At 62.3% G+C, this 20,439-nt stretch carries 21 protein-coding genes; 13 read left to right on the top strand and 8 right to left on the bottom strand.

The window, feature by feature from the left end:
* Positions 1–543 precede the first annotated feature (543 nt).
* The gene (locus tag AC4PTT_RS15495) at positions 544–1,587 is read right to left on the bottom strand and encodes an IS110 family RNA-guided transposase (protein WP_492161578.1); all 1,044 of its coding nucleotides are present in this window, start codon (positions 1,585–1,587) and stop codon (positions 544–546) included.
* A 32-nt stretch (positions 1,588–1,619) separates the two neighbouring features.
* Here AC4PTT_RS15495 and AC4PTT_RS15490 point away from each other — a divergent pair, with 32 nt between their 5' ends.
* Positions 1,620–1,823: a hypothetical protein gene (locus AC4PTT_RS15490; protein ID WP_492161577.1), complete on the top strand. Its 204-nt coding sequence runs from the start codon at positions 1,620–1,622 to the stop codon at positions 1,821–1,823.
* Positions 1,824–2,556: 733 nt separating this feature from the next.
* On the opposite strand, the gene AC4PTT_RS15485 is transcribed toward AC4PTT_RS15490, so the two are convergent.
* The 3 genes from AC4PTT_RS15485 to AC4PTT_RS15475 all read right to left on the bottom strand — a co-directional run bounded on the left by AC4PTT_RS15485 (position 2,557) and on the right by AC4PTT_RS15475 (position 6,129).
* A complete protein-coding gene (locus tag AC4PTT_RS15485) occupies positions 2,557–4,611 on the bottom strand; it encodes a bifunctional aldolase/short-chain dehydrogenase (RefSeq protein ID WP_492161576.1) in 2,055 nt (684 codons plus the stop codon).
* Positions 4,612–4,686: 75 nt separating this feature from the next.
* The gene (locus AC4PTT_RS15480; protein ID WP_206545814.1) at positions 4,687–5,652 is read right to left on the bottom strand and encodes a sugar-binding transcriptional regulator; all 966 of its coding nucleotides are present in this window, start codon (positions 5,650–5,652) and stop codon (positions 4,687–4,689) included.
* Between the two features lie 207 nt (positions 5,653–5,859).
* Positions 5,860–6,129 carry a YMGG-like glycine zipper-containing protein gene (locus AC4PTT_RS15475; protein ID WP_113154475.1) on the bottom strand — a complete coding sequence of 90 codons (270 nt, stop codon included), beginning with the start codon at positions 6,127–6,129 and terminating at the stop codon, positions 5,860–5,862.
* Positions 6,130–6,554: 425 nt separating this feature from the next.
* Between AC4PTT_RS15475 and AC4PTT_RS15470 the strand changes: the two genes are divergently transcribed.
* From AC4PTT_RS15470 to AC4PTT_RS15460, 3 genes are all read left to right on the top strand, one after another.
* Positions 6,555–8,144 (top strand): BCCT family transporter, encoded by a 1,590-nt coding sequence (locus AC4PTT_RS15470; protein ID WP_475079023.1) that lies wholly within the window; start codon positions 6,555–6,557, stop codon positions 8,142–8,144.
* A gap of 293 nt (positions 8,145–8,437) precedes the next feature.
* Entirely contained in the window at positions 8,438–8,818 is a 381-nt protein-coding gene (locus AC4PTT_RS15465) for a type II toxin-antitoxin system RelE/ParE family toxin (RefSeq protein WP_206547223.1), read from the top strand.
* Positions 8,815–9,174: a helix-turn-helix domain-containing protein gene (locus AC4PTT_RS15460; protein WP_206547224.1), complete on the top strand. Its 360-nt coding sequence runs from the start codon at positions 8,815–8,817 to the stop codon at positions 9,172–9,174. The genes AC4PTT_RS15465 and AC4PTT_RS15460 overlap by 4 nt, the downstream gene beginning before the upstream one ends.
* 66 nt (positions 9,175–9,240) lie before the next feature.
* Here AC4PTT_RS15460 and AC4PTT_RS15455 read toward each other — a convergent pair whose 3' ends face one another.
* Entirely contained in the window at positions 9,241–10,248 is a 1,008-nt protein-coding gene (locus tag AC4PTT_RS15455; protein ID WP_283799233.1) for a polysaccharide deacetylase family protein, read from the bottom strand.
* Between the two features lie 217 nt (positions 10,249–10,465).
* Here AC4PTT_RS15455 and AC4PTT_RS15450 point away from each other — a divergent pair, with 217 nt between their 5' ends.
* From AC4PTT_RS15450 to AC4PTT_RS15415, 8 genes are all read left to right on the top strand, one after another.
* Positions 10,466–11,131 carry a tetratricopeptide repeat protein gene (locus tag AC4PTT_RS15450; RefSeq protein ID WP_206545816.1) on the top strand — a complete coding sequence of 222 codons (666 nt, stop codon included), beginning with the start codon at positions 10,466–10,468 and terminating at the stop codon, positions 11,129–11,131.
* Positions 11,132–11,150: 19 nt separating this feature from the next.
* Positions 11,151–12,581 carry a ribosome biogenesis GTPase Der gene (der, locus tag AC4PTT_RS15445; protein ID WP_283799234.1) on the top strand — a complete coding sequence of 477 codons (1,431 nt, stop codon included), beginning with the start codon at positions 11,151–11,153 and terminating at the stop codon, positions 12,579–12,581.
* 175 nt (positions 12,582–12,756) lie between these two features.
* Positions 12,757–13,941: a cell wall hydrolase gene (locus AC4PTT_RS15440; protein ID WP_492161575.1), complete on the top strand. Its 1,185-nt coding sequence runs from the start codon at positions 12,757–12,759 to the stop codon at positions 13,939–13,941.
* Positions 13,942–14,187: 246 nt separating this feature from the next.
* Complete coding sequence (locus tag AC4PTT_RS15435) at positions 14,188–14,541, top strand: AtpZ/AtpI family protein (protein WP_113154480.1); 354 nt, start codon at positions 14,188–14,190, stop codon at positions 14,539–14,541.
* 39 nt (positions 14,542–14,580) lie between these two features.
* The gene (locus AC4PTT_RS15430) at positions 14,581–15,330 is read left to right on the top strand and encodes a F0F1 ATP synthase subunit A (protein WP_113154481.1); all 750 of its coding nucleotides are present in this window, start codon (positions 14,581–14,583) and stop codon (positions 15,328–15,330) included.
* Positions 15,331–15,458: 128 nt separating this feature from the next.
* Positions 15,459–15,683, top strand: coding sequence for a F0F1 ATP synthase subunit C (locus tag AC4PTT_RS15425; protein WP_009451405.1), 225 nt, complete (start codon positions 15,459–15,461; stop codon positions 15,681–15,683).
* Between the two features lie 66 nt (positions 15,684–15,749).
* Complete coding sequence (locus AC4PTT_RS15420; RefSeq protein WP_113154482.1) at positions 15,750–16,331, top strand: F0F1 ATP synthase subunit B; 582 nt, start codon at positions 15,750–15,752, stop codon at positions 16,329–16,331.
* Positions 16,332–16,340: 9 nt separating this feature from the next.
* The gene (locus tag AC4PTT_RS15415) at positions 16,341–16,820 is read left to right on the top strand and encodes a F0F1 ATP synthase subunit B (RefSeq protein WP_113154483.1); all 480 of its coding nucleotides are present in this window, start codon (positions 16,341–16,343) and stop codon (positions 16,818–16,820) included.
* A 164-nt stretch (positions 16,821–16,984) separates the two neighbouring features.
* On the opposite strand, the gene AC4PTT_RS15410 is transcribed toward AC4PTT_RS15415, so the two are convergent.
* Positions 16,985–17,725: a TetR/AcrR family transcriptional regulator gene (locus AC4PTT_RS15410; RefSeq protein ID WP_492161574.1), complete on the bottom strand. Its 741-nt coding sequence runs from the start codon at positions 17,723–17,725 to the stop codon at positions 16,985–16,987.
* Positions 17,726–17,795: 70 nt separating this feature from the next.
* Here AC4PTT_RS15410 and AC4PTT_RS15405 point away from each other — a divergent pair, with 70 nt between their 5' ends.
* Positions 17,796–18,365, top strand: coding sequence for an NnrU family protein (locus AC4PTT_RS15405; RefSeq protein ID WP_492161573.1), 570 nt, complete (start codon positions 17,796–17,798; stop codon positions 18,363–18,365).
* Here AC4PTT_RS15405 and rnhB read toward each other — a convergent pair.
* The gene (rnhB, locus tag AC4PTT_RS15400) at positions 18,291–19,034 is read right to left on the bottom strand and encodes a ribonuclease HII (protein ID WP_492161572.1); all 744 of its coding nucleotides are present in this window, start codon (positions 19,032–19,034) and stop codon (positions 18,291–18,293) included. The genes AC4PTT_RS15405 and rnhB overlap by 75 nt on opposite strands.
* Positions 19,035–19,223: 189 nt before the next feature.
* Positions 19,224–20,378 carry a PA0069 family radical SAM protein gene (locus tag AC4PTT_RS15395; RefSeq protein WP_492161571.1) on the bottom strand — a complete coding sequence of 385 codons (1,155 nt, stop codon included), beginning with the start codon at positions 20,376–20,378 and terminating at the stop codon, positions 19,224–19,226.
* Positions 20,379–20,439: the final 61 nt, after the last annotated feature.

Here is a 20,439-nt window from a genome sequence, read left to right as displayed (position 1 = left end):
CCGCTGGCGGGGAGAAGGAAAGCGCGGCTCTTGGGCTGCTCTTTTGATTTGCCCTTCAGGCATGGATACCCGGCTCGGGGGCCGGGCATGACGAATGGGGGGCGGGATGATGCAGCTCGTCGGCATCCGAGATTGACGCCACCACTCCTGCCATTCGTCACCCTCGGGCTTTGACCCGAGGGGCCATGCCGGGACGGCCAATGCCCGTATGCCGGCGTCCTTATCGCAGGGCGGGTGCGATGTTGCGCGGAGATGATGTGCGTGCCTTTTCCTCCGCCCTTCGACAGGCTTCTGTAATCACGGTCAATAGGAATGCGTGTCCGGGCTTCCTGCTTCTGTTCGCGGGTCAGCGCACGGGCTGCCGCTCGATGGCGTCGGAAACGGGCATGACCATCTCAGGAACGTCGTGCGGCCGGTTTGTATCGTGGCCGCCGTCCAGCCTGTCGTCGTCGATTGCCCGCGCCGGTGCGTCCCGGACGGACGCGCTCCTTTTCGACCGCTGTCAGAGCTGTCGAAGAAGGGGCTGGAAAGTCTCTGGCGCGCTCATGCGCTGGACGAAGCCGGCCTTTCCTGCAGCATGAGGCGGAAGTCGCGGCCATCGACCCACATGCGGTGAAGGATGATGGCGAGCCGCCGGGCGACCGCCACGCGGGCCCGGTTCATGCCACGTCGCCGGGCCACCTTCAGCCCCCACCGTTTGAGGGCAAAACTCTTCCTCGTGCGCGTCAGGAGCGCGTTTGCGGCTTCGAACAGGAGGCTGCGCATCATGACGTCACCGGTTTTGGAGATGCTGCCAATATGCTCGTACTCGCCAGACTGGTCGATGCGCGGCACGAGGCCGAAGGCCGCCGGCACATCGGCCGAGCGGGCGAAACGCTCCGGCTGGTGCACGGTTGCCTTGAAGGCAAAGGCCGTGATCGATCCGACGCCAGGCGCCGTCATCAGCCGCCGGCACACCGGGTCGGCGGCGGCCTGACGTTTGATCTCGCGCTCATAGGTGCGCACCTGTGCAAGAAGGGCGGTGCGCATGGTCAGCATCGGCGCAACCAGAGCCATAAGGTCGTCACGCGCGGCAAGCCGCTCCTTGACCCGCCCCGCAAAGCCTCCCGGGCCCACGCGGCCAAGCCGGATGCCGAACGGCTTCAGATCGCCACGGATCTTGACCTGCAACTGGCGGGCCTGGGAAAGCAGGGTCGCGCGCGCCGTCAGCATCAGGCGCTGCCTATGGGCCGCCTCGTCCTTGACATGCACCCCCCGATACAGCCCCGCCCGCAATGCCTGGGCGATCATCCTGGCATCGCGCCGGTCGGTCTTCACCGGGGAGGCTTTGGCATAGGCCTTCATGCGCCGCGTCTCGATCACGGCAACCGGCAACGCCTGCGCCTTCAGCTCCCGGGCCAGCCATGGCGTCAGCGCGCCGGCTTCCAGACCGATCAGCGCAAGCGCATCGCCAAAACCCGACAAAGCAGATGAGAGGCTTGCAGGCGTCGTGGAGACCTTTATCTCCTCAACCACATGCCCGCGCCCATCAATCACGCAGACCGATGTGGCTTCCTCTGAAACGTCCAATCCGGCATAATACTCCATGGTTGCTCCCTCCTTCGCTTTGTGGCGACACCATGTCGACCACGGTTCAACCGAAGCGCCGGGGGCAACCGCTGCCCCCTGAGAAAGCGATTATGCCATCTCAGGATGAGGGAAAGGGCGGGGGGACGTATGGCGGCTTGAAGGGTGCGGGCGTGTTTTGTGATGACACCGCGACGAAAGCCCTCATCCTGAGCGCGTCGAAGGGCGAGGGCGGGATGGCGGGTGCGATGTTGTGAGCGTTGGCGCTCGCCCCTCATCCGCCTGCCGGCACCTTCTCCCCGCTGGCGGGGAGAAGGAAAGCGCGGCTCTTGGGCTGCCCTTTTTGTTTTGTCGTTCAGGCATGGATACCCGGCTCGGGGGGCGGGCATGACGAACGGGGGAGGGAGGATGCAGCTCGTCGGCATCCGCGGTTGACGCCACCACTCCTGCCATTCGTCACCCTCGGGCTTTGACCCGAGGGTCCATGTCGGAACGGCCAATGCCCGTATGCCGGCGTCCTTACTGCAGGGCGGGTGCGATGTTGCGCGAAGATGATGTGCGTGCCCTTTCCCTCGTCCTTCGACAGGCTCAGGATGAGGGAAAGGGCAGGGAGAGGGGGGGGGGGCGGCTTGAAGGGTGCGGGCGTGTTTTGGGGTGACGCTGCAACGCAAGCCATCATCCTGAGCCTGTCGAAGGGCGAGGGCGGGATGGCGGGTGCGATGTTGTGAGCGTTGGCGCTCGCCCCTCATCCGCCTGCCGGCACCTTCTCCCCGCTGGCGGGGAGAAGGAAAGCGCGGCTCTTGGGCTGCCCTTCTTGTTCTGCCGTTCAGGCATGGATACCCGGCTCGGGGGCCGGGCATGACGAACGGGGGCGGGAGGATGCAGCTCGTCGGCATCCGCGATTGACCCCACCACTCCTGCCATTCGTCACCCTCGGGCTTTGACCCGAGGGGCCATGTCGGGACGGCCAATGCCCGTATGCCGGCGTCCTTATCGCAGGGCGGCTGCGATGTTGCCGCCGTCGACGGTGGTGACGTCGGCGGTGGTGCGTTCGGCAAGGGCGTGGTTCAGGAAAGCCTGCGCCACGTCTTCGGCGCGCACTTCAAGGCCGAGAAGATTGCCGCCCATATAGTCCCTCTCCGAGACGCCGCGCGCGGTGGAGCGGTTGGCGATCATCTCGTTGGTGAGGAGGCCCGAGCGGATGCGGTCGGCGTTGACTGCGTTGGAACGCACGCCGATGGAGCCGTAATCCAGCGCATATTGCCGCGAAAGGAACAGCGTTGCCGCCTTGGGCAGGCCGTAAGCGCCGAAACTCGCTCCCGGATTGACCGCCTGTTTGGAGGCGTTGAAGAGCAGAACGCCGCCGGTGCCCTGCTGTTTGAAAAGACGCACCGCGTTCTGCGCCACGCTCTGATGGGCGAAGAAGTTGAGCTCAAAGCTCTGGCGCAGCGTGGCGTCTTCCAGCTCACCGATCTTGCCTTCCCAGGCCGCACCCGCGTTGGAGACCACGATGTCGACGCCGCCGAACACATCACGCGCCCTGTCGAAGGCGGCGCGCACGGCGGCCGCGTCGGTCACGTCCGCGCCGATGCCGATTGCGCCATTGCCGATGGATTTGGCCACATCCCCGGCCTTGTCGGCATGCATGTCGACGACGACCACATGCGCGCCCTGCGAGGCAAACAGCTTCGCCGTGGCTGCGCCGATTGCACCGGCGCCGCCGGTTATCAGCGTGACCTGACCGGACAACGGCTTGGGCTTGTTGGACGCGAGCTTGGCTTGTTCGAGAGACCAGTATTCAAGCTCGAAGAGGTCGGAGAGCGCCAGCGGATGGAAAGAGCCGATGGCCTCGGCGCCGGTGACGGCTTCCACCAGCATTTCGCCCACATCGGCGGCGATCTTCGCTTCCTTCATGCTGCGGCCATGGCCGATGAGACCGAGACCGCGCACCAGCGTCAGGCGCGGCATGGTGTCGAGCATGGTGCGTTCGACATCGTCGGCGGCGTTGTTGGTCTCGAAATAGTCCTTGTAGCGGTCCGAGAACGCGGCGACCTTTTCGCGGATGATCTTGCCATAGGCGTCGAGCTTGCCGGCCTCGGGGGCGGGCAGAACCATGGGGCCGGTCTTGATGCGGATCGAAAGATCGGGCGTGGAGACGCCGCGGGTGGCGAGCTCTTCGGCGGTGTCGGCGTTCACATAGTCGAGGATCTTTGGCGAGGTGCGGAAGTCGCAGACCATGCGGCCATATTTGCCCTCGCCCTCATCGATGGCGATTGCGCCACGCAGATAGGGCATGATCTGCGACGGGGTGGCGAGTTCCTTCGGCAGCGCCACCGGGTTGAATGGCGTCTTGCCGTGCCCGGCGACATAATCCTCGGCCATGGTGACGAACTCGATCATGAGATCGTAGGCCGTCTTGGCGTCCTCGGCGAAGGTGAAGATGCCGTGCTTGTCGAGGATCAGGCCCTCGACGGACGGGTTTGCGTCATAGATGTCGGCGGCTTCCTTGGCGAGGTCGAAGCCCGGCTTGATGTAGGGCACGAAGCCCATCCGGTCGCCGAAGACCTTCTTGCAGAGCGCTTCGGAATCTTCCTGGTCAACCAGTGCGAGGATCGCGGTGGAATGGGTGTGGTCGACGAATTTGTGCGGCAGGAAGGCGTGCAGAAGCGTTTCGATGGACGGGTTGGGAGAACCCGGATCGATGAGGTTTGCACGCTGCATCGCCACCATGTCTTCATCCGACAGGGAGGGCAGTTCGCGGGCGGCCAGAAGCGCGTCCATCTTCACGGCAGGCAGGCCCTGTGGCTCGATCACGCCCATGTCCCAGCCGCTGCCCTTGACGCACAGAACATCATATTCGCGGCCCAGAATGTCGGTGGCGCGGCTCTTCAGCGAGGTGTTGCCGCCGCCATGCAGCACGAGGCGTGGCTCGCCGCCCAGAAGACGGGTCGTGTAGACGCGCAGCGCCAGGTCGCGTGCGACGCCCTTCTGCGCATAGTGCTCGACAAGCTTTTCGGCTTCGCTGTCTTTCCAGAGGTTCTGCATGTCTGTCCTGTACGTGTCTTGAAGGGTTGCGCTTGCCGGCGTTGATTGGTCCGGCGTTGATCAGGATGGCGTGGATTAGGCCAGCGTGGGTTCACTGGCGGTGTGGTGCTTCAGAAGCTTCGTCGCCATGGATGACGTGGTCACCAGATGGGTGAAGAAACGGCCGGCGATGGCGGCCTGCAGGGGCTCGAACTTCTCGTCCTCCTGCACCACCATGAGCCGCCGGGGAATGGCGCGGATGGCGTCGAAATCGGCAGAGATCATGCGCCGGTTGTAATCGCAGTCGAGCAGGGTGCCGTCGGCGGTGATGATCTGCCCGGCAATGACGCCGGTCGCGCCCATTGTTTTCAGCCGTTCAAGCTCTTCAAGGCTGAGCGCGCCGCATTTGATGACATGGCTGTCGGCGTCCAGCGCGCCGACCGTGAAGAGCGCCATGTCGCAGGCGCTGATCCCGTCGAGCTGTTCGCGGATGACCGGCTCCTCGCGCAGGGCGCGCGCCAGCTCTTCGGTGCTGAGCACCAGCGGGGCGTAGAAATTCAGACCCTTGGCGTTCAGCCGGCGGGCAATCTCCATGGTGCACTGGTCGGGACGGTAGGCATAGGGCGAGCCGAGATTGCCGCACATCTCCACCACCGTGACGCCTTCACGGTCGGCGTAGCTCATTGCATCGGCGATGTCGTAGACGGTGCGGCCCCAGGCAACGCAGACCTGATTGCCGTTCTCGACCATCTCCAGAAACACATTGGCAGCAAGCGTGGGGATCTCGGAAGCGGGAGAGGGCGAAAGCGCGTCCTCGCCGACGAGCCAGACGGTCTCGAGGCCGAACACGTCTTCCACCTGGCGGGCGAGGCGCTCGCCGCTGAAAAGATGCGTGGAGGTGGAGATGTTGACGATCCCGGCCTCGCGCGCCTTGCGCAGATAAAGCGCCACGGACGCGCGCGAAATGTTCAGCCGCTGCGCAACCTCGTCCTGACGCAGGCCGTGCGTGTAATAAAGCCAGGCGGCCTTGTGTATGATCTGTTCTGCCGGACGATAAGCCATTCCGCGCCTCCTTTCGACATTATTCATGGTGATTGACAAAAGTCAATTCATCGCCGGGAAGAAGCGCGAACCATGGGGAAGCGGGTCTTGTAGTCATGACGGGCAGGCATGACGGATCGGGTGATCCGGACAAGAGAAAGGCCGGGATGCGTGTGCATCCCGGCCTTTGCAGATTTTGAGGGGCAGCGCGGGGCGCTGCCAGTCAGATCAGTAACCCTGCGGGCAGCGCGCTTCGTAGCGGCGGCCATACTCGTCGCGGTAGACGCAGACGTTTCTGTTTTCCTGCGAACGACCGACCAGAGCGCCGGCCACGGTGCCGACTGCGCCGCCGATGAGTGCGCCTTCAACCTTGTTGCCGGAAGCGAGCGCGCCGATGGCTGCGCCGCTGGCGCCACCGAAGGCTGCGCCCTGCTGGGTGGGGGTGCAGGCCGCAACGCCCAGAAGCAGCGCCGGCACGATAAGCAGTGACTTTTTCATAAAACCTCTCCAACTCTTTTCTTGATCATAAGCTTCGAAAGCCAATTTGGTTCCACTTGAAGCTGTCTGATATAACAATGTCCCTATCGCCGTATACCATGCACATGAAATCCGGCAAAACTCGGTATCACAAGCATAGTTTGTGACGATTTAAATCCTAATTCTGTGAATTCCCCCGTTCAAACGAAGGTGGTTCCGAAGGCGAAGCAGGCATTTGGGCGAGAATCACCCCTTTTGTTGAACTTGCCGTGTTCCGCTAGCCGACTATTTGACTGATTCTGGTCTCAATCCACACCGTTGAGGTCGCATACAGACCATGTGCGATGGCGCTTTTGGGCCAAGTTTTCTCCTGTGGAGGAGCGCTCCGGTGGTGGGCGGCCATACTGTCGTTTGCTTCCAGCCCTCGGACAGAGATGGAGTGAAACATGTCAAATCAAGTCATTGAGGAGGACCACGGACTCGAGCCGGGGCAAGACAATGTCCGTCTGCTTGGTCTTGATGTTCACAATCCCGTATTCTTCATTTCCGCCGTGCTGATCGTCGCATTTGTGATCGTCACGCTGATTTTCCGCGATATCGCCGGCGACGCGCTTGGCGGTCTCAGGGTCTGGCTGACCTCGACCTTTGACTGGGTCTTCATGCTGTCGGCCAATCTGTTTGTTCTGTTCTGCATTGTGGTGGCATTGACGCCGCTCGGAAAGGTCAGGCTGGGCGGCAAGGACGCCGTGCCCGAATATTCCTATTCCGGCTGGTTCGCGATGCTGTTTGCCGCCGGCATGGGTATCGGCCTGATGTTCTTCGGCGTGCTTGAGCCGATGTATCATTTCAACAATCCGCCGCTCGGCCTCACCCCGCCGGTTGTCGACGGACAGCTGGTTGCGGAAGCGGTTCCGGCCGCCCGCGAAATGGGCATGGCGGCGACCATCTTCCACTGGGGGCTTCACCCCTGGGCGATCTACGCGGTTCTGGCGCTTTCGCTTTCGCTTGCGGCCTACAACAAGGGCCTGCCGCTCTCCATTCGCTCCGCCTTCTTCCCGATCCTCGGGGAACGCGTGCGGGGCTGGGCGGGACATCTGATCGACATCATGGCGGTGTTCGCCACGCTGTTCGGTCTGGCCACATCGCTGGGGTTCGGTGCGTCGCAGGCGCTGGCCGGCCTCAACGAGCTTTACGGCGTTCCAAACACCGACACGGTGAAGGTGCTGCTCATCATGTGCATCACCGGCGTGGCGCTGATTTCCGTGGTGGCGGGTCTCGATGCGGGCGTGAAGCGCCTCTCAGAGATCAACATGGTGCTCGCCATCCTGCTTCTGGGCTTCGTCATCCTCTTCGGGCCGACACTGGCGATCATCACCGGCTTTTTCTCCAACACATGGTCCTATGTGAAGGAGCTGCCGCAGCTTTCGAACTGGATCGGCCGTGAAGACACCGGCTTCATGCATGGCTGGACCACGTTCTACTGGGCGTGGTGGATTTCCTGGTCGCCTTTTGTGGGCATGTTCATCGCCCGTGTTTCGAAGGGACGCACGGTGCGTGAGTTCATCGTCTGCGTGCTGATCATTCCGACGCTGGTTTCGATCCTCTGGATGACCACGTTCGGCGGCACGGCCATGAACCAGTTTCTTGCAGAAGGCTATACGGGCGTTCAGCAGACGGTGGTGGACTATGTGCCGGAGCTTTCGCTGTTCGCGATGCTGGCTGATCTGCCGCTGGCCAGCATCAGCTCGCTGATCGGCATCATTCTGGTGATCGTCTTCTTCGTGACGTCTTCGGATTCGGGCTCGCTGGTGATCGACACGATCACTGCCGGCGGCAAGATCGACGCGCCGGTGGCGCAGCGTGTCTTCTGGGCGCTGTTTGAAGGGCTCGTGGCGATCGTGCTGTTGCTCGGCGGCGGGCTGGCCGCGCTTCAGGCCGGCGCAATTGCGACCGGTTTCCCGTTCGCGATCCTGCTCGTGGTCATGCTTTATGCGACCTACAAGGCGCTGATGAGCGAGCGGGCGGCCGGGAACTAAATTTCGGTCTTCGCCTTAAGAGAAGGCCCCGGTGCGAAGCGCCGGGGCCTTTTTGTGACGTAGTGCGCGCGTCCGGTCATCCATTTGGGTCCCCGTTCTGTAGGAAGTTCGAACTTCCCGCAGTTTATGCTGAGGCAACAAGGAGCACTCCGGGTTTCGTTTTGGGGGCGAAGTGGCCAATGATCTCGCTAAACAGGTCGACGTGTTTTCTATCCAAGGGATGCGGTTGCGCAGAAAGGTTTTGACAGACAAAAAAGGTATACCTATTTTGGTATAAATGGAGGGGTGGGAGATTGGCGCGGAAGCAGGAACGATCCATCAAGTGGCTCTACGACTCGAAGAAGCGCCTGCTCGATTTCCCGACGGATGTTCGAACGCAGGTTGGATACGCATTGAGCGAGGCGCAGATGGGCCGGAAGGCAGACTACACCAAGTCCATGAGCGGACTGGGTGCAGGTGTTTTCGAGATTGTAGCGGACCATGATGGCGACACCTATCGTTCCGTATACGCCGTGAAGCTTGGAGAGGACATCTATGTCCTGCATTCGTTTCAGAAGAAATCGAAGACCGGGATCAAGACACCGAAGCCCGACATCGATTTGATCAAAGCCAGACTGAGCAGGGTGAAGCAGGAACTCGCTGCGGCAGAGAAAGTGGAAAGGAAAAAGAGATGATCGAAGATCAGTCCCCATTGGAGGTTGAGGTCGGAAGTGGCAACGTCTTCGCCGATCTCGGCCTTGAAGATGCACCCGAGCTGAAGCTGAAAGCAGCCATTGTTGGCCAGATCAATTCGATCCTGCTCCATCGCCATCTGACTCAAGTCCAGGCCTCCGAGCTCCTGGGGCTGCCACAACCGAAGATCTCAGCACTCAAGAACGGAAAGCTGCGAGGCTTCTCCCTGGAGAAGCTTTTGGAGATCATGGTGAAACTCGATCGAGACGTTGAAATTGGCTTTAGCAAGTCTTCCAAGAAGGAGGGTTCGCGATATTTCATCCGCAACGAAAAGGTCAGAACGCCCGTCGCCGCCTGATTTGGTAAGGCATCTGAAGGACACGAAAAGGCCCCGGTGCGAAGCGCCGGGGCCTTTCTGGTTCAATCAGGTGCCGCCCTGTGCGGGCGGGGCTTCGGTCTTTTGGGTGGCCGCCAGATAATCGCGGTAGCTCACGCATTTCACGTCATCCATGCCGCAAACGTCGCCGGCGAAACGCTCAAGTGCATCCCAGTACGCGCCGTCATTCATGAGGGTGAAGTGGAAGCCGAGCTGGAGGGGTGTGCGGCGGCCATCATACTCTTTCCTGAAGGACGCCATGAATGCATCATGGGTGCGCTTCTCGAAGGCCGGGGCCGCCTCGGGCTTCTCCTTGCCGCCGGAATGGCGGACATAAAGATTGTAGTCCATGGCGATGACCTGCCTCTCGCGTGGCCCCTCCGGGATCAGCGGAAGCGAAAAGCGCACGACGCCGCCACGCGCTTTCGGCAGGGCAGGCCCGCGCGACACGGTGCTGGCGTCATAGGCAAAACCCTTTTGAGCGAGAGTCTGGAACAGGCCCTTGTTGGTGGAGAGGTAGGGCGCGCGGAAGCCGTGGATTTCGTTGCGGGCGAAATCCTGCCACTCTTTCGGCTCGCCTTCGATCTCGTTGAGCTTCCAGGCATTGGCGACGATATTGCTGAATTCGTCGAACTCCTGGCCCCAGTCGGCCGCGCTCCAGTCCTTGCCGTCGAAATGTCCGCAGCCATGGCTGGCGATTTCGTGCCCCTCGGAACGCGCGGTCCAGATCTGGCCGAGCCGGCCCTCGACATCCTCACGGCTGTAACCGCTGCCCACATTCGAGCGCCCGCGTGACATGCCCGGCGCTTGATAGGTTTTGCGGGTCTCCGGCGAGAGCAGGTAGACGCAGGAGAGGAAATAGGTAAAGCGCGCACCGGTCTTTTCGGCGATTGCGCGGCTGCGCTGCCACTGCTCCAGATGGAGCGCGCCATCGAACGAAATGATCACATATTGCGGCCTGGCGGTCTGAGACTTGTCAGTCGGTGCGGCATCGTTGGCGAAACAAGAGCTTGTCAGCGCCAGCGCGGACGCCCCGGCGCAGAGTAATTTGAGCATGATCTCAATATCCAGAATGCAAAGTCGACGCAGCGGTAGCGAACAAATATGGCCGAGTTTGGAAGGCAAAGACCTGTTGAAACAAGACGCCATGAAAAGGCCGGAAATCAACAGAATGAGGTGGAATCGCGCTCGCCCCCTTCCATGGCGACAAATTTAGTCTAAAAAGCCCGAAACCGGGAACATTGCGGGACATCCCGCTAAACATGGGTCGCATATGTCCGACGACAGTTTTATTCGCGAAGTCAACGAAGAGCTCCGCCAGGATCAGTTCAAGTCGCTTTGGCGTCGATTTGGCCCGGTCGCCATTGGTGCGGCCGTGTTGCTCGTGGTCGCTACCGCCGGCTATGTGGGCTATGAGCGCTGGACCTCTTCGCAGGCCAATGCATCGGGTGACGCGTTCTCGCAGGCGCTTGATCTGGCACGTCAGGGTGAAACCGCAGAGGCGCTGGCCGCATTCGAAGAACTCGAGGGAAGCGGCTATGGCTCCTATCCGCTTCTGGCGCGCATGCGCGCAGCCACGGTTCTGGCGGCTGACGGCGACGCCGATGGTGCGGTCGCCGCATTCGACGAGATTGCCGCCGACAAGTCGGTGACCGACGTCATTGCCGATACGGCAAGGCTGCGGGCCGGCCTGATTCTGGTTGACCATGGTTCCTATGCGGATGTTGCAGCCCGCGTCGAGACGCTGACGGCCGACGGCAACGCGCTGCGCCACACGGCGCGCGAGGCGCTCGGTCTGGCAGCCTGGAAGGAAGGCAAGCGCGACGACGCGCTGACGCTTTTCCAGCAGATCTCGGGCGATGCAGCCGCGCCGCGCAACACGCGTCAGCGCGCCGAAATGATGGTGGAACTGATTCTCGGCTCAGGCCCGGCTGAATAGCCGTAACCGGTGTAACTCTATGGCTTTCAAGCTTGCAATCATCGGCCGACCCAATGTCGGCAAGTCGACGCTGTTCAACCGGCTCGCCGGGCGTCGTCTGGCCATTGTCGATGACACGCCCGGCGTCACGCGCGACCGGCGTTCGCATCCTGCGCGCCTGCAGGATCTTCGTTTCGAGGTGATCGATACGGCGGGGCTGGAGAGCGCCGCCGCGCCGACACTCGAAGGGCGCATGCGCGTTCAGACGGAGCAGGCGATCGAGGAAGCAGACATTGCGCTGTTCATGATCGATGCGCGCGTCGGCGTGATGCCGGACGATGCGACCTTCGCCAATCTTCTGCGCCGCCGCGGCAAACCGGTGGTGCTGGTCGCCAACAAGATGGACGTGAATGCCGCCCGCAGCGGCGTTCTCGATTCCTGGGAACTCGGGCTTGGCGATCCGGTCGAGATTTCGGCGGAGCATGGTCTGGGCATGTCCGACCTGCGCGACGCCATCGTTGAGGGCCTTGGCGAAGACGTGGCGCTGGCTGAAGAGCCAGAAGACATCATCGTCACGACGGACGAAATTGCGGTCGGCGAGGACATCGAGCCCGATTCGGAAGAGGAGGTGCATTACGACACCTCCAAGCCGCTGCGGATCGCCATTGTCGGCCGACCCAATGTGGGCAAGTCGACGCTCATCAACGCACTTCTGGGCGAAGATCGCATGCTGACGGGGCCGGAAGCCGGCATCACGCGCGATTCGATCTCTGTCGACTGGCAGTGGCGCGACCGCAAGATCAAGCTGTTCGATACGGCAGGCATGCGCCGCAAGGCGCGCGTGCAGGAAAAGCTGGAAAAGCTTTCCGTCGCCGATGGCCTGCGGGCCGTGCGCTTCGCCGAAGTGGTGATCGTGGTGTTCGACGCGACCATTCCCTTCGAGAAGCAGGATCTGCAGATCGCCGACCTGATCATGCGTGAGGGCCGTGCGCCGGTCATCGCGTTCAACAAGTGGGACCTGATCGAGGACCGGCAGGAAACGCTGGCCGAACTGCGCGAAAAGACCGAGCGGCTGTTGCCGCAGGTGCGCGGGCTTCAGGCCGTGCCGATCTCGGCAGAGACGGGGCGTGGCTTCGACAAGCTGATGGAAGCCGTCGAGAAGACGCACCGCACCTGGAACAGCCGCATCTCCACGGGCCGGCTCAACCGCTGGCTCGAAGGCGCGACCACGCAGCACCCGCCGCCGGCCGTTGCAGGCCGCCGCCTGAAGGTGAAGTACATCACGCAGATCAAAACGCGTCCGCCGGGCTTTGTGGTCTCGTGCTCGCGTCCAGAGGCGATGCCGCAATCCTATGTGCGTTATCTGGTGAATGGTCTGCGCGAGACCTTCAACCTCCATGGCGTGCCGATCCGCATGGCGCTGCGCACCTCCGACAACCCCTATGCGGGGCGGGCGAAGAAGCGTCGCTGAGAGTGGTGTGACGCCACATCACAAGGTTTTTGAACGGGCTCTGCATGGCAGGGCCCGTTTTTTCTTGGCTGCCTGTGCCTGCCTGCGGGCACGCATTCGACCGCGTTAACCAGTGATCAAGGTTAACCAATTATGGTTTTTGCAATTGGGTCGAGTTGCGTAGCGGAGAGTGTGGGTGCTTCGTCGGACAGGAAATGTACCGCGTAAAGCGGATGGAGAATCACGTTCGCTTCTCGCGCCGGCAGTGGTGGCGCTGGGGTTCTGGATCGGCTTTCCGGGCGTGGTCGCACATCAGGACATAGCCGGGCTGGTTTCTGGAGAGGAGAGTGCGGCGCCGCGCTGGGCCGCCTATCTGGAGAAATCGGTAGCCGGTTCCATTCATCAGGCCGAGATGCCTTTCATTGACGGCGATCTGAAGACGGGCAGTATTTCCGGCTCGGGCATCGCTGCACCTGGCATTGGCGCGGTGGCGTTTCGCGGCAAGAAAGGGTTCACCGGCATGACGCCGGACGAGGCGCGCATCAACCGCGCCGACAAGACCGGCCGTCTGGTGCAGGTGATGCCGGTTCAGCCGCCGCGCCTGTTCGAGGCGGGCACGATTTTTGAGAAAACCAGCTTCCTTCTGGAGCAGCCGAAGGCCGACCAGAAGCTGATGGCCTTCGTGAAGCCGGACATTCAGGGCGAAGAGGTGCGCATCGCCTCCGCCTTTTACATGAAGCGTGACAAGAGGGCCGATCCGGACATGCCGCGGGCGATTGCGGCGCTGGTCAACAATGACCGCGCCGACATTCTGGCGACCGCCTATGCGCCGCCGGAGCCGGACTATGCGAAGGCCTCGCCCTTCGCCAGCATTCTGCGTGAGGAAGAGCCGCAGGGCGGCCGCTTCATTCCGCCGGTCAGCGCCAAGGATCATCCATGGGCGCGCAGCCCGCTGCCTGCCGAAGTGTTTTCGGACCGCGAGCAGCAGTGTCTGGCTGCCGGCATCTATTTCGAGGCGCGCGGAGAATCGGTCGAGGGACAGGCCGCCGTTGCGCAGGTCATCTTGAACCGCGTGCGCAATCCCACCTATCCGAACAGCATTTGTGGCGTGGTCTATCAGAACGAGAAATGGCGCAATCGCTGCCAGTTTTCCTTCGCCTGCGACGGCATTCGTGACCGGGTGAAGAGCCCGGGCCACTTCAAGACCGCGCAGGACGTGGCGATGGCGACGACGGCCGGCAAGATCTGGCTGCCGGAGGTTGGCTCCTCCACCCATTACCACGCGACCTATGTGCACCCCCGCTGGGCGGGCGCGATGCAGCGCATGAAAAAGATCGGGCAGCACATTTTCTACCGCACTTATGGCGGCGGCTGGAACTGATCCGGCCTTTCAAACGGGGTCGCGCGGCGGGCGGAATTTACCGATGACCCGCCGCGATTCCCGTTCTCAGCGCGCCATTTGGCGCTGCGCGCATTGTCGCAGCAAATCATCGCATTGTTTTTGAATGCCTTTTCGCCTTTGTGAATGGCTGCAACAGCGGCTTGACTGGGGCGAGGGCGCTCACTATGTTGCGCGCGACTTTCAAGCGGATAGCCGCTGACCAGCAAACCCGGTACGGAGATTGCGGTGGCCAACAAGGATCAGCCGGACGAATTGGAACGCCGGCGTGCGGATCTGGAGAAGGCACTCGCAGAAAAACGGCCGGAATCGCGGGACGGCGACGAGGGGAAGACGAAGGGCGATATGGCGGGCGTCGGACAGGCGCTCAGACTATCCAGCGAGTTCATTGCCGGCGTTGGTGTCGGCGCTGCTCTTGGATGGGGCATCGACCATTTTGCCGGAACGTCGCCCTGGGGGCTTATCATTTTCCTGCTCCTCGGTTTTGGGGCAGGGGTTCTTAATGTCCTGCGTTCGTCAGGACAAATTGCTGAATTCGGGGTTCGCTCGTCGCAGAGCGGGCAGGATCCCGAGAAGAAGTGAACGGCGCAAGAGCGCCATTATAGAAGCGAGGGGGTCCAGGTGGCCAACGATCCGATCCATCAGTTCCAGATCTCCAAATGGATTCCGATTGAGGTCGGCGGACTGGATTTCTCCTTTACTAACTCCTCCGCCTTCATGGTTGCGACGGTGGTTGCCGCCGGCGCATTTCTCTTCCTGACGACCTCCAGCCGCGGCCTGGTGCCCGGCCGGCTGCAGTCGATCTCGGAGATGTCCTACGAATTCGTGGCGTCCATGTTGAGAGATTCGGCAGGATCGCACGGGATGCGGTTCTTCCCGTTCGTGTTCTCCATCTTCATGTTCGTCCTGATGGCCAACCTGCTTGGCCTGTTCCCATATTTCTTCACCGTGACCAGCCACATCATCGTCACCTTCGCGCTTGCGCTTCTGGTGATCGGCACCGTGGTCGTATACGGCTTCCTGAAACACGGTTTCGGCTTCCTCAAGCTGTTCGTGCCACAGGGGGTTCCCGCTGTTGTCGTTCCGCTGGTGGTGCTGATCGAGATTGTCTCGTTCCTTTCGCGCCCCGTCAGCCTTTCGGTTCGTCTGTTCGCCAACATGCTGGCCGGTCACATCACGCTCAAGGTATTCGCCGGCTTCGTCACTTCGTTGAGTGCGTTCGGCGTTGCCGGAGCCGCCGGTGCCGTGCTGCCGCTCATCATGACGGTTGCGATTACCGGCCTCGAGTTCCTCGTCGCCTTCATGCAGGCCTACGTCTTTGCCGTCCTGACCTGCATGTATCTGAACGACGCCGTCCATCCCGGCCACTGATCAAGAGGTTCCAACGACTGGCTTCGTTCCGGCCCTGAAAGGGCGGGTAGAGGAAAACAGGTTTCACCGGCGGTCTTCCGCCAAGTCTGAAGAAAACACGCAAATCCGCGATTACAAGGAGTTTCAAAATGGAAGTAGAAGCAGCAAAGGCTATTGGCGCCGGTATCGCCTGTCTCGGCATGGCTGGTGCAGCACTCGGCCTCGGCAACATCTTCGGCAGCTACCTCTCGGGCGCACTGCGCAACCCGTCGGCAGCAGACGGTCAGTTCGGCCGCCTGATCTTCGGCTTCGCCGTGACGGAAGCACTCGGCATCTTCTCGCTGCTCATCGCTCTGCTCCTCCTCTTCACCTAAGCGCGCCATTCGCGTGCGTGGCCGGCCGCTCAAAGGGCGTCCGGCCGGTTTTAAGAGAGGTAGACAATGTTTGTGGCATCGGCATTCGCAGCCTCGGCGCAGGACGCCGCGGAAGCGACCCATTCGGAAACCGGCGTGGCGTCGGAAGGCGCTCACGAAGCTGGCTTCCCGCCCTTCGATTCGTCCACATTCCCGTCGCAGATTCTGTGGCTGGCGATCACTTTCGGGCTGTTCTACCTGTTCCTCAAGCGCGTTGTGCTGCCGCGTATCGGCGGCATTCTGGAAGTGCGGCGTGACCGCATTGCCCAGGACCTCGACCAGGCTGCGCGGATGAAGGAAGAGGCGGATCAGGCTGTTGCTGCCTATGAGCAGGAACTCGCCGACGCTCGCAAGAAAGCCAATGTCATCGGTCAGGAAGCCCGCGACGCCGCAAAGGTGGAAGCGGACGCCGAGCGTCAGCAGATCGAGAAGGATCTCGATGCCAAGCTCGCCAAAGCCGAGGAGCGCATTGCTTCGATCAAGGAAACGGCCATGAAGGACGTGGGCGCCATCGCTGAAGACACGGCGGCATCCATCGTTCAGGAACTGGTCGGCGGCCGGCTCGACACGACTGCAGCGAAAGCTGCCGTCAAGGCCGTCAAGCAGTAGGAGAAGGCCATGGACGCGACATTCTGGGCGTTTATTGCCCTGATCATCTTCCTGGGCGTTCTTGCCTACTTCAAGGTGCCGGGGATGATCAACGGCGCGCTCGACGGACGCGCCGAGCGCATCCGCAACGAGCTGGACGAAGCGCGCAAGCTGCGTGAAGACGCGCAGCAGCTGCTCGCCGAATACCAGCGCAAGCGGCAGGAAGCCGAGCAGGAGGCGCAGGACATCGTCAGCGCCGCCAAGCACGAGGCCGAGCTGATCGTCAAGGAAGCCAAGCAGAAGACGGACGAGTATGTCGCCCGCCGGACCGCTCTGGCCGAACAGAAGATCGAGCAGGCTGAAGTGGATGCGGTCAACGAAGTGCGCGCAAGCGCCGTCGATCTGGCCGTGGAAGCAGCTCGCGCCGTTCTGGCCGACAAGGTGGACGCCAAGACCAGTGGCGATCTCTTCAAGGCTTCGCTTCAGGACGTTAAGGCGAAGCTGAACTGATCGGCTTTTCCAGACGAAATCTCAAAAACGCCGCCGGTCTCCGGCGGCGTTTTTGTTTGTGCAGAATTCTGAAGGGCGGTGGAGGGCTTTCCGGTCGGGCAGGTGCGGGAAGCGGATGCCTTCACAAGCCGTGCGTTCTCATCGGCATACAGGCCGTAAAAAGATCACACGGGGGCGGGTTCATAGGGAACGTCGAGGAGCGTGCAGAGCTCGCTCAGGCATTCCTCGAAGGCTGGCTCCATGTCCGTATAGGCGAAGGCCATCTGCCCGAACACTTCCATGCACAGATGCCCATAGAGGCGGATCCAGCATTTTAGGAAAACATGCGCCGCGTCGGGCGGCAGGATGTTCCCGTTCTTCTCGCTGAAGGCGATGAGCTGCTCCACCTGAACGGGGGGCATGTCGTCGAGGTTCGGAATGGGGAAACGCTGCGTCTCCCATATCTCGGCAACCTGTTCGAGAAACACCTCTCCAAATGCACCGCAGCTTGCCGCGTCATCGTAGATGGGCGCGGCGGCATCGCCTTTCGTCTCCACCGGGCTTGCAAACAGCCAACCGAACTCGGCCGAATGTTCAAGCGCCCAGCCTCTCAGTGCGCGGCATGTGGCCCCGAGACGGCGTGCAGGCGTGTCCGCGCTCGGCCGTGATGCAGCCTCGCGCATATGCGCCACCAGCTCGTTGAAGAACTCCCTGCGGAGCGCCTCGATGAGGGCCGCCTGGCTTGGATGGTAGCGGTAGAGGGCAGGGCCGCTCATGCCCATGCGGCGGGCGATCGCATTGATGGTGACGGCAGTGCTGCCCTGCTCGACCAGCAGGGTGCGGGCGATGTCGTGAATCTCGCGGAATGTGGCGGCGCGCTGCATCTCCTTGCGGGTCAGCGTGGGGATATCGTCGGCAGGTTTCATATTGTCCGTTACAGATAATAATTTTGGTTATAGTATCTAACTGAACTGAGATGCGCAAACGGAGATACGCATGACCGTGCTGGTGGCTGGACTGGTGCTTTTCCTCGCAGTGCATTCGCTGCGGATCGTTGCGCCGGAGATGCGCGCCCGGGTGATGGCGGAGCGGGGCAAGAACGCCTGGCTGTTGCCCTACACGGCAGTATCACTCGCAGGCTTTGCGCTCATCGTCTGGGGGTATGGGCTGGCGCGCATGGACCCGGGGTTGGTTTATGCGCCGCCGCTTGCGCTGCGGCATGTGGCGCTGCTCGTTCTTCTGCCGGTCTTTCCGCTGCTGATTGCCGCCTATGTGCCGAGCCGCATCAGGGCGGCAGTGGGGCATCCCATGCTGGTGGCGACCGTCCTCTGGGCGCTGGCCCATCTGATGGCGAACGGCACGTTTGCCGATGTGATCCTGTTCGGCAGTTTCGCGCTGTGGGCGGTCATAGACTGGCGTTCGGCGCTTGCGCGTCCCGCCAGTCCGTCTGCGAAGGTACCCGGCGGGTGGGCCGGGGATGCAGTTGCGGTTTTAGGCGGGCTCGCGACCTACGGCGTTTTTGTCGCCGGGTTCCATGAGTGGCTGATCGGCGTCTCGCCTCTCTGAGGAGGGCGAGGGCGCGTTCAGATCGCGCAGGGGCGCAAAGGTCATGCGGTGGAGGCGAAGCACTGCACCGTGCTCTGTGATCGCCGTGCGGTGCCGTTTGGTGCCGTATCCCATATGGGCCTCGAAACCATAGGGTGGAGCGATTTCGCTTGCCCGGCCCATCATGCGGTCGCGGGTGACCTTGGCGATGATGGAGGCTGCGGCGATGGACTGGCTGCGCTGATCGCCCTTGACGACGGCGCGCGCCGGGCAGCAGAGGCCGGGCGGCACATCGCGCCCGTCTGCAAGGGCAAAGAGCGGTGTGACGCAGAGACCTGCGGTTGCGCGACGCATGGCCTCAAGGCTCGCACGCAGAATGTTGGTTTCGTCGATGCTGGTCGCGCAAAGAGAGGCGACGGACACGCTGACTGCCATGTCCAGAATGTTCTCATAGAGACGGTCGCGCGCCTCGGCGGAGAGACGCTTGGAATCGTCCAGCCCTTCGGGCAGGCGGTTGCCATCCAGAATGACGGCGGCGGCCACCACGGGACCGGCAAGCGGGCCGCGGCCTGCTTCATCCAGACCGGCGACAGGCGCCATGCCTTCGCGCATGAGTGCCGCTTCCATCTGGAAATCGGGACGAACGGGGAGGTCGAAGAGAGTGGGAGAATCGGAACGCGTACGAGCCATGGTGCGGCGATGCTCGCATCGGTTCCGATTCTCCGCAAGGTCTTCCCGGCGCAAGGGGCGGAAAAGCCGGGAAGCTTCCGTCGGCCCACGGGGATGCAAAGCCTGACGGGATTTCTGCGCCGCGCCCGAGCGCGCCGGTGTTCATGTGGGGAGGCGGGTCCGGTGGCGCTGGAGTGGACGCAAGGGAACCTAGAGAAGCATGAGCTGCTCGCCTCCCGGTGTGGGCGGGGTGAAGAGATCGCTCCTCAGCCGGCGCTTCTCCTGATTGAGGCCAAGCCGTTTGGCGGCGATCTCGAACCGGCGACCGATCTGCCAGGCATAGGGGCCGGCGCCTTTCATCCGCTTGCCCCACTGGGCGTCGTAATCCTTTCCGCCACGCATGGAGCGGATCAGCGAAACGACATGGCGATAACGATCGGGCGCATGGCGCAGCAGCCATTCCTTGAAGATGGGGCTCACCTCCAGCGGCAGGCGCAGGATGATGTAACCCGCCTCACGCGCGCCGGCGGTCGCTGCCGATTCCAGAATGCGCTCGATCTCGCAATCGGTGAGGCCGGGAATGACGGGGCCCATCATCACGGAGGCGGGGATGCCTGCCTCCGTCAGCGCGCGCACCGTTTCCAGCCGGCGCGACGGGGTGGCGGCGCGCGGCTCCATGGTGCGCGCCAGCTTGCGGTCGAGCGTGGTGACGGAGAGTGCGACCTTGGCCAGCCCCTGCTCGGCCATGCGGGAGAGGATGTCCATGTCGCGCATGACGAGCGCAGATTTGGTGACGATGCCGACCGGATGTTTGTGCGCCTCCAGCACTTCGAGAATCTCGCGCATGATGCGGTATTTCTTCTCGATGGGCTGGTAGGGGTCGGTGTTGGTGCCGATGGCGATGGTGCGCGGCTCATAGCCGGGCTTTGCGATCTCACGCTCCAGAAGGCGGGCGGCATCCGGTTTGGCAAACAGCTTTGCCTCGAAGTCGAGCCCGGCCGAAAGCCCCATATAGGCGTGGGTGGGGCGTGCGAAGCAGTAGACGCAGCCATGCTCGCAGCCGCGATACGGATTGATGGACCGGTCGAAGGAAATGTCCGGCGAGCTGTTGCGCGTGATGATGGTGCGCGGCTTCTCCACCTGCACTTCGGTCTTGAAGGGCGGCAGTTCCTCGATGGAACCCCAGCCATCATCGAAGACATGCCGCGACACCGGTTCGTAACGTCCCGACGGGTTGATGCCTGCGGCACGACCGCGCCGGCGTTCGGCATCGATGCGGATGCCGGACCGGTCGATCACCGTGTTGGCCACCGCGGCGCCACCGCCATTGAAGGCGGCCGTATCTGCTCTGGTCATCTGTTCCATGGGTCACTCCATGCCTGGGCGATGTGGCCGGCTTTCTGGAACGCGGGAACTGGCGGAAAGC

The organism is Nitratireductor sp. WH36-1, assembly GCF_058725515.1.
This window is presented reverse-complemented; position numbering and strand designations above follow the sequence as displayed.